11 protein-coding genes are annotated in these 12,338 nt (G+C 43.7%); 8 read left to right on the forward strand and 3 right to left on the reverse strand.

Annotated features, from left to right (window positions below):
• The first annotated feature begins 288 nt into the window (after nt 1-288).
• The 4 genes from R2S67_RS07715 (at nt 289) to R2S67_RS07730 (ending at nt 5,490) form a co-directional block, all read left to right on the forward strand.
• Nucleotides 289-1,542 (forward strand): aromatic amino acid transport family protein, encoded by a 1,254-nt coding sequence (locus R2S67_RS07715; RefSeq protein WP_317343091.1) that lies wholly within the window; start codon nt 289-291, stop codon nt 1,540-1,542.
• A gap of 98 nt (nt 1,543-1,640) precedes the next feature.
• On the forward strand, nt 1,641-3,002 hold the full coding sequence (locus tag R2S67_RS07720) for an L-serine ammonia-lyase (protein ID WP_005396900.1): 1,362 nt from the start codon (nt 1,641-1,643) through the stop codon (nt 3,000-3,002).
• A 210-nt stretch (nt 3,003-3,212) separates the two neighbouring features.
• The gene (locus R2S67_RS07725; protein WP_317343092.1) at nt 3,213-4,928 is read left to right on the forward strand and encodes an EAL domain-containing protein; all 1,716 of its coding nucleotides are present in this window, start codon (nt 3,213-3,215) and stop codon (nt 4,926-4,928) included.
• A gap of 94 nt (nt 4,929-5,022) precedes the next feature.
• Nucleotides 5,023-5,490: a GNAT family N-acetyltransferase gene (locus R2S67_RS07730; protein WP_046876185.1), complete on the forward strand. Its 468-nt coding sequence runs from the start codon at nt 5,023-5,025 to the stop codon at nt 5,488-5,490.
• A gap of 90 nt (nt 5,491-5,580) precedes the next feature.
• Here R2S67_RS07730 and queD read toward each other — a convergent pair whose 3' ends face one another.
• Nucleotides 5,581-5,943: a 6-carboxytetrahydropterin synthase QueD gene (queD, locus tag R2S67_RS07735; RefSeq protein WP_005376896.1), complete on the reverse strand. Its 363-nt coding sequence runs from the start codon at nt 5,941-5,943 to the stop codon at nt 5,581-5,583.
• Nucleotides 5,944-6,235: 292 nt separating this feature from the next.
• Here queD and R2S67_RS07740 point away from each other — a divergent pair, with 292 nt between their 5' ends.
• Together R2S67_RS07740 and asnS are read left to right on the forward strand one after the other, a co-directional pair.
• Nucleotides 6,236-7,861, forward strand: coding sequence for a methyl-accepting chemotaxis protein (locus R2S67_RS07740; protein WP_006741436.1), 1,626 nt, complete (start codon nt 6,236-6,238; stop codon nt 7,859-7,861).
• Nucleotides 7,862-8,049: 188 nt separating this feature from the next.
• On the forward strand, nt 8,050-9,450 hold the full coding sequence (asnS, locus tag R2S67_RS07745) for an asparagine--tRNA ligase (RefSeq protein WP_046876186.1): 1,401 nt from the start codon (nt 8,050-8,052) through the stop codon (nt 9,448-9,450).
• Between the two features lie 101 nt (nt 9,451-9,551).
• Here the strand turns inward: asnS and R2S67_RS07750 are convergent, their stop codons facing one another.
• On the reverse strand, nt 9,552-9,770 hold the full coding sequence (locus tag R2S67_RS07750) for a hypothetical protein (RefSeq protein ID WP_012841649.1): 219 nt from the start codon (nt 9,768-9,770) through the stop codon (nt 9,552-9,554).
• A gap of 106 nt (nt 9,771-9,876) precedes the next feature.
• Nucleotides 9,877-11,298, reverse strand: a complete 1,422-nt coding sequence (locus tag R2S67_RS07755; protein WP_317343099.1) for a PLP-dependent aminotransferase family protein — start codon at nt 11,296-11,298, stop codon at nt 9,877-9,879.
• A 258-nt stretch (nt 11,299-11,556) separates the two neighbouring features.
• Between R2S67_RS07755 and R2S67_RS07760 the strand changes: the two genes are divergently transcribed.
• Both R2S67_RS07760 and R2S67_RS07765 read left to right on the forward strand, forming a co-directional pair.
• Nucleotides 11,557-11,787, forward strand: a complete 231-nt coding sequence (locus tag R2S67_RS07760; protein ID WP_005396877.1) for a hypothetical protein — start codon at nt 11,557-11,559, stop codon at nt 11,785-11,787.
• A gap of 245 nt (nt 11,788-12,032) precedes the next feature.
• Nucleotides 12,033-12,332, forward strand: a complete 300-nt coding sequence (locus R2S67_RS07765) for a hypothetical protein (RefSeq protein ID WP_005396873.1) — start codon at nt 12,033-12,035, stop codon at nt 12,330-12,332.
• Nucleotides 12,333-12,338 lie beyond the last annotated feature (6 nt).

Here is a 12,338-nt window from a genome sequence, read left to right on the forward strand (position 1 = left end):
AAAACGTTGCTTCATAAACATTCATTCACATTAGATTAATTTGCCGTTTTCACCGCAAACGCTTGCGGTGAAATAAATTTATACAAACAGCCCTATCGATAAGTTTTTCTAATTTTACTCATTAGCAGAAATCACGAGTAGCACATCATTTTCGTGATAAAAAGCAGGTTTTTGACATATCATTCAATAAGCGTAAGCAATAAATGATTTAGATCTAATTTTCCTAGTGTAAAATCTTGCAAAATTACTCCCGACTTATTTCCTGTTCCCAAAATGAGTAACTAAAAAATGAATACAACTACTTCTGCGGTTTCTACCGCACAATCGTCTAGTAAGTTTTCTTACAAAGACTTTACCTGGTGTCTGTCCCTTTTTGGTACGGCAGTAGGTGCCGGTGTACTATTCCTTCCTATTAAAGCAGGTGCAGGTGGCTTTTGGCCATTAGTAATCCTAGCCCTAATCGCAGCACCAATGACTTGGTTCGCACACAAATCTTTAGCTCGCTTCGTTCTTTCTGCGAAAAACCCAGAAGCGGACATCACTGACACAGTAGAAGAGCACTTTGGTAAGACTGGCGCAAACCTTATTACGTTCGCTTACTTCTTCGCTATCTACCCAATCGTACTTATCTACGGTGTTGGTATCACAAACACGGTTGACTCTTTCCTAGTTAACCAAATGGGTATGGAATCTATTCCTCGCTGGCTACTTTCCGGTACACTTATCGCTGCAATGACAGCGGGCGTAGTGTTCGGTAAAGAGCTTATGCTGAAAGCAACTTCAGCGATGGTTTACCCTCTAGTGTTCATCCTACTAGCGCTGTCTGTGTACCTAATTCCTGGTTGGAACACTTCAATGATGGAAGTATCACCTGACTGGGGTGCAATGCCAGCTATCGTATGGCTAGCAATCCCTGTTATCGTGTTCTCTTTCAACCACAGCCCAATCATTTCTCAGTTCTCTAAAGAACAACGTCGTGTATACGGTGATGACGCAGTTAAGAAAACTGACGCTATCACTGGTGGCGCAGCGATGATGCTAATGGGCTTTGTAATGTTCTTCGTTTTCTCTGTTGTACTTTCTCTGTCTCCAGAGCAACTAGCAACAGCACAAGAGCAAAACATCTCTGTTCTTTCTTACCTAGCAAACGTTCATGAGTCTCCACTGATCTCTTACTTAGGTCCACTGGTTGCTTTCGCGGCTATCACTTCTAGCTACTTCGGCCACTTCCTAGGTGCGCATGAAGGTCTAGTTGGTCTAGTGAAATCTCGTTCAAAATCGCCAGTAAGCAAGATCGAGAAGATGTCTCTTATCTTCATCGTAATCACAACTTGGATCGTTGCTATCGTTAACCCAAGCATCCTAGGTATGATTGAAACAATGGGCGCACCGATGATTGCGGCAATCCTATTCTTGATGCCTATCTTCGCAATGCAAAAAGTTCCAGCGATGGCTAAGTACAAAACTTCAGCACCTGTGCAAATTTTCACAGCAATCTGTGGTCTTGCTGCCATTAGTTCTGTAATCTACGGCGCTCTTTAATCATCCCTGCCCTAGCACGGTATGATTAATCCAAAAATATAACGATAAAATTAAGCCTCCCAACTCCCCTTGGGAGGCTTTCTTCTGAGGTAATCGATATGATTAGTGTTTTTGATATCTATAAAATCGGTGTTGGACCTTCAAGCTCACACACTGTAGGCCCAATGAAAGCGGGTAAAGAGTTTATTGATGATCTTCGCGCAATGGGAAAACTGCGCGACATCACTAAAATCACCGTTGACGTTTATGGATCACTATCACTGACAGGGAAAGGTCACCACACAGATATTGCTATCATCATGGGTCTTGCAGGCAACACTCCTGAGAAAGTTGATATCGATTCTATCCCGGGCTTTATCGCTCGCGTAGAAGAAACTGAACGCCTTCCTGTTGGCATGCACTGTCACACAGTATCGTTCCCACGTGAAGGTGGAATGAACTTCCACAAAACAAACCTTGAGTTACACGAAAACGGCATGCAAATCCACGCTTGGATTGATGACGAAAAAGCGTACTCAAAAACTTACTACTCCATCGGCGGTGGTTTCATCGTTGATGAAGAAAACTTCGGTAAAGAAGTTGAGAACCCAGTAAAAGTTCCTTACCCGTTTACAACGGCAGAAGAGCTTGTAAAGCAATGTCATGAAAGCGGCCTGTCTATCAGTGCGCTAACCATGAAAAATGAACATGCGCTTCATTCTGACGAAGAAACTCGTACTTACTTCGCAAACATCTGGCGCACAATGCGCGAATGTATGGATCGCGGTATGAACGAAGAAGGCATTCTGCCTGGTCCACTACGTGTACCTCGTCGTGCAGCTGCACTTCGTCAGCAACTGCTTACTTCTGAAAAAACAACAAACGATCCAATGTCTGTTGTTGACTGGGTAAACATGTTTGCTTTTGCAGTAAACGAAGAGAACGCAGCAGGTGGTCGTGTTGTAACTGCGCCGACTAACGGTGCATGTGGCATCATCCCTGCGGTACTGGCTTACTATGACAAGTTTATTCAAACCGTAACTGAGAAAGACTACATCCGTTACTTCGCAGCTTCTGGTGCAATTGGCGGTCTTTACAAGCGTAACGCGTCTATCTCTGGTGCAGAAGTTGGCTGTCAGGGCGAAGTTGGCGTGGCATGTTCTATGGCAGCAGCGGGCCTTGCTGAGCTTATGGGTGGTAGCCCAGAGCAAGTATGTATGGCGGCTGAAATTGCGATGGAGCACAACCTAGGTCTAACTTGCGACCCAGTTGCAGGTCAGGTTCAGGTTCCATGTATCGAGCGTAATGGTATTGCAGCTGTAAAAGCAATCAACTCAACTCGTATGGCACTGCGTCGTTCTTCTGCTCCTACTGTTTCTCTAGATAAAGTTATCGAAACCATGCTAGAGACAGGTAAAGACATGAACGCGAAATACCGTGAGACTTCTCAAGGCGGCCTAGCAGTAAAAGTTATCTGTTAATAAGCCTTGCTGAATATCGACGAAACCCGAGCCGCTGCTCGGGTTTTTTATACCTCATTAACTATGAATAATGGGTTACTACGCCCTGCATAAAAAAACCTAAAACCTTGAATATATCCAATTATTATGGATATCCCCGTAAAAAATCACATCCCTCTCCTAGCTTTATTGATAACGTAGCCAAAAATTAAACTTGGAGCACACCAACACATGATTAGGTTTGAAATTGGAAACCAAATCTGCGTTTGCTTGTCCGAAAACGAAATATCTTTAGAGCTCAATCAATCACTCCACCACTCCGTTCCTGTCAACCCAAATGAGTACGCCATTCTGTCAACCATCGCCAAATACGGCAGCTTAAATACGCCAATTAGCCAGCGATTGATAGAAAGCAAAATCACTCAACAATACAAAATGACACTGCCTGAAAATGGCTTTAAAAACGCGGTGGCCGCTCTAAGAAAGAAATTTCGCAAGCTCACGGAAGAACACGTAACCACAAAAAAAAATATTATCGAAAATATTCACCGGACCGGATACTTCATCCCTTTTACTATGCAAAACAACCATCAGAATGGCATCGACCATCAACACAAGATCAATCAATACACAACAAACAGCCTTGGCAAAGCCCTTCGTATTTGTCTGCGTAATAAAAAGATCTATTCAGATACGCTGTGGGTCGTGTTGATCACAGCGATCATTTTCTTTGCCATCTGTTATTACGCGATAAACAGCATTGTGAAACATAATTATCTGGATAACGCCTTCGAAATTGCAGAGAACCTTTCCCAAAAGAGCTGCTTTGCTGATGAAAGTGAATTGAAGTCGCTCTTTGATAATGTAAAGCTGGTCGAATCGAGCATGATGCTGGACCGTTTCAATATCCGGTGTTTAGTCACCCCCGAAACCGTTGTCCCTGTCAGCAAAAAAGCATTTGAAGAGTGGAGTAATAATAGCAATTATACGACCCAATCATTTGACTTGAATAACGCGACCGTTTTGGTTCGTGTCAAAAACATTAACTTATCCGACAACGTTGAAAATCATATTTCGCGTTTTTTTCTTTCCGGCATGAAGCTATCAACCAATACAGGGACCTCTTTAGAAATTGGTAACACCAATGAACGCTTTTTCAACTATCACGTGAAGAACAGCGGCTATAAAGAGGTGTATTACATCTCTGGACCGTTTCAAAGCATCATTTTATTAAGCTTGCTGTTTCTAATAATACTGCGTCATCGCTCCCTACAAGCCTTTATGGCTTATTTGTGTGCAATTCGACAATTTAAAATCAAACTGGAGCCGATTTATGACACTTCAGCGCAAAAGATTGTGCATTACGAAGCGCTCTCGCGGTTTAAGGTAAAAAATACGCAACGGTTTATTGAGACACTGATCCGAAATGGGCTGCTCCTTACTCATACCTTACTGGTGATAGAGTCCATCTATACTAAGCACAAAGCGTTGCCTATTCCTATCAGCATCAATATTTGTCCTTCTTTGCTGCGAGGACGCAACTTTTCAATCCTACACAGAGAACTATCTAACCGAGATTGTCGTTTACTGACGATTGAAATCACGGAAAATGCATCGATGTACTATACCTCCGAGATTTATGGCAATGTCGCGAAACTAAAAGCACTGGATTGTAAAATCAGTATCGATGACTTTGGCACTGGCAACAACAACGTGTCGCTCATCAGTAAAATCAATCCAGATTATTTGAAAATAGATCGGGAGTTTGTGATTGGTTTAAAGTCGGACGATAAGAAAGTGGAAACGTTGCGTCAGTTAATCGCCATGGGAAATACGTATCGGTGTACAGTCATTGTTGAAGGCGTAGAAACCGCCGATAGCGCTCACTTACTCACAACATTAGGTGCTTATATTCACCAAGGTTATTATTATCCTCTGCATTTCTAGCTTTTCTTAACCTCGTGAGTTACTTAAACTAGAGGGAATACTCTATTAAAGTTCGTGGCGGCATGAGGATATGCCGCCAATTTGTGGTTGAACGATGATTGCTATTAAACCCACCAAACTGAAAGATTTTTCGAGTTTGATGCAATTGGATGTGCAGGAAGAGCAGAAAGGATTTTCTACGCCGTTTGAAGTGGCTTATCAAAAACGCAATAAGTCTGAAGCGTTCTTTACGATTTATTCTGACGATCTATTAGTTGGCTATCTTGTTATCGATAAAGGCTTCTCCCAACATGCGCCCTTTGCCAAAAGGCACGAACTGGGGCTCAAGTACTTGATGGTTGATCGACGTTTCCAACGCCAAGGGGTTGGGAGTGAAGCGTTACGCAAACTGTTCGTTTATGCGTATACCATTGACCCTGAAAGCACCTCTCTTTGCGTCACTGTGCCACAGAGTCAGCAATACGCTATCAGTTTTCTTGATGCGTGTGGATTCATCAATACAGAGAAAACAACGTTTGGTGAGAACGAAAAAGAGTGGATTTTACGTCATCCACTGAGCTAGCAAGAAAAGTATAAAAAATAGGGAATATCCAGATACAACAAAGGCAAGCTCATGGCTTGCCTTTGTCTTCAATGCTCAATAAAAAGTGACTTATTCACCTTTGTAAATACAACCGGCTGTGCACGTTTCTTTGATTTCAACTTTGCTTAGCAACGGTAAACTTGGCTTAAGCTGTTGCCAAATCCATTTTGCTAGCACCTCGCTCGTCGGATTCTCCAACCCTTCAATGTCGTTCAGGTAATAATGGTCTAAACGATTGTAAATTGGTTTGAATGCCGCTTTGATTTCAGCGAAATCCACTACCCAACCAGTATGCGGGTCTACCTCACCTTCTACATAAAGACGAACTAAGAAAGAGTGTCCATGCAAACGACCACACTTATGGCCTTCAGGTACATGTGGCAAGTGATGTGCCGCTTCGAACATAAACTCTTTGTACAATTCTGTTTTCATCTTGATTCTCAGGCTTTAAAAAGACACGCAATACTAAGGAATTCACTGCCAACAGACAAGTGCTACTCAATACAAGCGTAGCAAAACTCCGTTTGTTCTCAGCGAAAATAATTAAACCTTTGTCCTGATCGTCGTATTTCTGTCATGCGCCAAACATTTGATTACACAGCACTCACATCACAATTACATATCCCCAACATGAGTGGGGTCACAATCATTCATTTCGTTGTTCGCAGTGCGCATTTGTGCACATTAAGATTGTGCAGTTCGTTCCAATTACACTTATAAATTTATGCGCTCAACTATCACTTTTAAGCTCTTGCTCGCGTTAATTGCCGTCTTCAGCTGTGTTCTGGCTGCCTCTACGGCTTATCAATACCATCAACAAAAAACCTTAATCAATGATGTTCTCAGTGAACAGCTTCATGATAAGGCCAGTAATTACTTCGATAGCCTAAACATGATGATGCTAACAGGCACCATGTCGCAAAAAGAAACTTTGCGAAAAAAAGCACTCGCTCAAGAAGGGATTGAAGAAGTTCGCGTGTTGCGGGCCGATACCGTCACCAAGCTTTACGGACCAGGACAAGCAAACCAACAACCAGTCGATGATATTGACCAACGAGCTTTAAATGGCGAACTGGTCATTGAGCCAATTTCAGCCAATTGGGGGAACGGACTAGTTGTCGCGCTACCAATGAAATCAAGCGAAAATTATCGTGGCACCAACTGCGTTTCTTGCCATGTAGCACCAGAAGGCGAAGTATTGGGCGCGATTCGTTTGGAATACAACATGAACCACGTCAATTCAATGATCAATAAACAGGCAATGTTTGCGATGGGAATAATGGCCGTTATCGCGTTTGTTGGTTTTATTATAACGATGAGTTTGATTCGTAAGATCATTGTTCGCCCAATACAAAAAACGTCGCAATTCATGGCGAATGTGAGCCATAGTAAAGATCTATCTCAACGACTTGTTCATCACCAAAAAGATGAGGTAGGCCAACTTTCTACCGCGATTAATTCGTTTATGGATACGGTATCCGAGAGTTTAGAGCGTGTACAAGACACCTCCCACTCTCTTGCCAATTCAGCCAGTCAGTTAACGGATGTTGCACAATCAACAGACAAAGCGGCCAATAATCAACAATTGGAAACCAGTGACGTACAAAGCAACATCACCGACATGTTGCAACAACAAACCGCCGTTGAAGACTCGACCAATAACGCCACAGCTCTAGTCAACCATACCGTTGATGTTGCCACTCACAGCGCAAGCCAAGCACACAGCGTGAGCGAAGACATCAAACACTTGGTGAGCAATATTGACGGCGTACGGGAAAAAATCAGTTCGTTAAACCAAAGAACCGAAGAAGTATCATCCATTCTTGGGGTCATTAAAGGCATTGCAGAACAAACGAACCTACTCGCGTTGAATGCTGCAATTGAAGCCGCCCGAGCCGGAGAGCAAGGACGCGGTTTTGCCGTCGTCGCGGAGGAAGTGCGTAACCTAGCTTCTCGGACCGCCGAAGCCACAGGCAACATTGAGCATATCATTTCTCAATTCCAGCAAGGGAGTGAAGAGTCCTTAGCCTCTGTGGATACTGTCTGCCAGTTTGCTCACCAACGTTCAGTCGATGTCGAGACACTTTCAGTCACGATGCATAACGTTGTCGATGAAATGCATCAAGTTCTGAAACATGCGGAAAACATTCAAAGCCAGACGCAAACCACATCCGACGTCAGTCAGCGTATTCAATCCAAAATTGATGTGATCACACTGCATGCTGACGACACATCGCAATCAGCATCGCACACGCGTGATATTAGTGTTGATTTAGAGCATCTATCCGAACGTTTAGAGCAATTACTTAACCAATTCACACTTTCAGAGCATCAAAGAGTGAATAAATAGAGAGATTCTCCCCATCAAAATGAATATAAAGGTTGATGCGAGCGAATTGACAGGTAATATGTCTCGTTGAATCTGTAAAATGCTACCCAACTCAGCACTTAGCTTGTTTTTTGAACAAAAATGTTATTAGACAAGTACTTTAATAAGTGTTGGGTTGAATTTTTACCTCAATGGAGAATATTGAAAACATGACTTACGCGCCTGTATCAGACGTATTGAAAGGTCAGCTAGCAGTAGACAGCGAAGTGACTGTTCGTGGCTGGATCCGTTCACGTCGTGATTCCAAAGCTGGAATCTCTTTCCTTGCCATATATGACGGCTCTTGTTTCGACCCGATTCAGGCCGTGGTCCCAAATAATCTTAATAATTACGAAGACGAAGTACTAAAGCTAACGACTGGCTGCTCTGTTGAAGTAACTGGTAAGATTGTTGAATCTCCTGCAAAGGGCCAAGACTTCGAACTTGCTGCCACTGGCGTTAAAGTGGTTGGCTGGGTTGAAGACGCAGAAACTTACCCGATGGCAAAAACTCGTCACTCTATTGAGTACCTACGTGAAGTAGCGCACCTACGTCCGCGCACAAACGTAATCGGTGCGGTAGCTCGTGTACGTAACTGCCTATCTCAAGCAATCCACCGCTTCTACCACGAGCAAGGTTACTTCTGGGTATCTGCGCCACTGATTACGGCTTCAGATGCAGAAGGTGCAGGTGAAATGTTCCGCGTTTCTACGCTAGACATGGAAAACCTGCCTCGTACAGACGCTGGCAAAGTGGACTACAACGAAGACTTCTTCGGTAAAGAAACTTTCCTTACGGTATCTGGTCAGCTAAACGCGGAGGCTTACGCTTGTGCACTAAGCAAGGTTTACACTTTCGGCCCTACTTTCCGTGCTGAAAACTCAAACACAAGCCGCCACCTAGCAGAGTTCTGGATGGTTGAGCCTGAAGTTGCGTTTGCAGAACTGGACGACGTTGCGAAACTGGCTGAAGACATGCTTAAGTACGTATTCAAAGCAGTACTTGAAGAGCGTCGCGATGACCTTGAGTTCTTTGCTCAGCGCATCGACAAAGAAGCCGTTAGCCGTCTAGAGAACTTTGTTTCTTCTGACTTCGCACAAGTTGACTACACTGACGCGATCCAAATCCTGTTGGATTCTGGCCGTGAGTTCGAATTCCCAGTTGAGTGGGGTATCGATATGTCATCTGAGCACGAGCGTTTCCTAGCGGAAGAGCACTTCAAAGCGCCGGTAATCGTTAAGAACTACCCGAAAGACATCAAAGCATTCTACATGCGTATGAACGATGATGGTAAGACGGTAGCGGCAATGGACGTTCTAGCACCTGGCATCGGTGAAATCATCGGTGGTTCTCAGCGTGAAGAGCGTCTAGACGTACTGGATGCACGTATGCGCGAAATGGGTATCGACCCTGAGCACATGAGCTGGTATCGCGACTTGCGTCGTTACGGCACAGTGCCACACGCAGGCTTTGGTCTAGGCTTTGAGCGTCTAGTATCTTACGTAACAGGCATGGGCAACGTTCGTGACGTGATCCCATTCCCACGTACGCCTCGCTCTGCGAACTTCTAATCACTTTTTAATGAGACAGAATTAGAAAAGACCTCCCTAGTGGAGGTCTTTTATTTTGTGCTCAACCGTCAATACCATCTGCTAAGTAACTCAAGCTTGAGTTAGTCTTCTTCCTTATCTCTGTCCGCTTTTTCAGCATACTTTACGCCCACAATACATAAGCCAAACATTACGAAAGGGATCACGGCCGCGGTGTACTCTGTCCATGCCATATGAGAGAAAGACTTCGCCAAAATGAGATGCGCAAATACCAGTAAAAACGCACTAAAAATAGCAACGGCGATTAACCTTAACTCATGTTTAACCAACTGCTTTTTCATCTTAAATCCTGCTTAATCGTCCAAGGTCTGTCGACCTGAATAATGATTGAAGCACAATTTGCAAAAATGGCGCTGATACAGTTGGAGCAAAAAAACACTAAGCAGTTTAATAAGTTTCAATTCTGAGTAATTCGCGAAGCAAATCACCTAGCCTTTTGATAGCACGTTCCAAACTCGTTTCTAAAGGAAGCGATGTATTCAGTCTTAAATAGTTTTCGTATTGATCATTTATCGAAAAGAGTTTGCCATAAGCGACGGTAACATGCTCAGACAATAGTGCTTGATATACCGCTTTACTTGATATTCCATCTGGCAATTTCAGCCAAAGAAAGTAACCACCATCAGGACGTTGATAGGTAACCTCTTTAGGTATGTGCTTTGCGAGTAAATCCACGAAGTCAGCTTGACGGTGTTGCAGTGTCTTACGCAGCTTTCTCAGGTGGTTGTCGTAACTGTCGTTTTGTAAGTAGTGTGTAACTCCCTGCTGAATAGGGGCACTCCCAGACAATGTCGATATTAACTGGAGCTTTTGAATAGTCTCGTTAAAACGCTTATTCACCACCCAACCCAAGCGATATCCAGGGCATAAACTCTTAGAAAAAGAACCACAATGAAGGACTCGCTCTTGCTCATCAAAGGTCTTTAATGAGTTCGGCCTTTTGTCAGAAAAATACAGCTCAGAGTACACATCGTCTTCGATGAGATACACATCATATCGATTGGCTAACTCAACAATGTATCGTTTGTGTTCATCAGACAAAGAAGCCCCGGTTGGATTATGAAAGTTCGTCATTAACCAACAAGCCTGAACATCTTCATTGGCAAAAGCTGCTTCGATTTGTTCAAGCGAATGCCCACTCTCATCATCGACACTGATTTCAATAGCCTTGAGACCTAACCGTTCTACCGCTTGAAGTGCGCCATAAAACGTTGGGGATTCGACAACGACGGTATCACCTGGTCGGGTGACCGCTTGCAAACTCAAGTTCAATGCTTCTAGCGCACCGGAAGTAATAACCACATCATCATGGGTTAGTGATATCCCATGATGAATATACCTCTGTGCGACGAGTCGCCTTAACGACTCAGCACCAGGAGGTAGGTTGCCTAGCAACTTATCCGGCCCCATTTTTCGTCCCGAGCTGGCCAAATTACGGTTAAGCGACTCTAAAGGAAACAAACACGGTTCCGGAAACGCCGAGCCTAAATGAACAACATCCGATGTTGCTTGGTGCTTCAAAAACGAATACAACTCATCATTCAACTTAGTGCATGGAGTATTGTTGCTTTTAATTCCATTCGTATTGGTGAGACGTTCAAGATCGGCAGTCACATAGTAACCAGATTGAGGCTTTGCTATCACCCAGCCTTGCGCCTCTAGCAATTGATAGGCTTGTAATACCGTACCTGCACTTACGGAATGATTGCGGCTGGTGACGCGTATTGAAGGCAGCTTCTCCCCTGCTCTCCAAGTATCTTGCTGAATTTGTGCCTTAAACAATTCGGCCAATTGACGGTATCGATTCATGTATCCCTCATTTCACTTGCAGCCGCACCATAGCATACTTCACGCCAGCATTCTGATATGGCAGTAGTCAATTTAGCAACGTAATTTATCAAGCTTGTTAATAGCAATTTCGACGACGAAGTGAGAATTTATGTTCCATACTTTTACTGATACGTCCGAGTGGTCTTAGATCTTGCCTTGTCTGAAAAGCAAGGCATTCCACAGAGCTGAGAGTGTAAAGTCCACTTAGACATCTATCTTTTAAGCCGGGAGGAAGCGATGAAAGTATTTACAATGGACGATCTCTCTTATCGCGGGAAACATAAAGGTGTACATAGCTGGGATCATCCTGGCGGCACAACCCCTTATTACTGGCATCCTGATTGGTTGCATATCGCTGAAGATGCTTTGGGTGAACACAAAAAGGCTGACCTTGAAGTCCCTGACGGAGAAGCAGCGACAGAAGAGCATGCAAAAGCGGCGATTCTCAAACACTTGAATGACGAGTAGCTTAGGCTCTATCACCGTTCAAGAATAGCGTTAGGCAGGCGAATCCATCGTCGTATGCTTTAAACGCAGATAAAGCCAAAACCTGCCAAATAGTAAATTCTTCTGAATGAGAAGTACGCATCGTCTGTAGCTATCGAATGACAAAATAAGTCGATAGTTATCACATTAATTTTCATTACATCTGTTACATTTAGATAGTAATGGTGATGCACACCTCAACTCATGGATTATGAGAGAAAACAATAATGGCGAAATACAACGAAGAAGACATTAAATACAAAGGTGAATCCAACGGCGTACATTCTTGGAGTTCTCCTTCCGGCCAACCTTATTACTGGCACCCAGATTGGCTACACGTAGCGGAAGATGCGACGGGCACACACCCGAAACAAAAGCTTGAAGTCGAAAAAGCGGAAGTCCCAACAGAGAAGCACGCATTAAAAGCAATCTTAAAGCATATGAACGACTGGGCGACTGAGAAGCTTTCTTCTAACCCAGACATCGAAACCAATGCGGTTGAGTCTGAAATCGACCTGAAGAAATAACATCAG

The sequence above is a fragment of the Vibrio sp. T13N genome (assembly GCF_032970445.1).
GTDB lineage: Bacteria > Pseudomonadota > Gammaproteobacteria > Enterobacterales > Vibrionaceae > Vibrio > Vibrio diabolicus.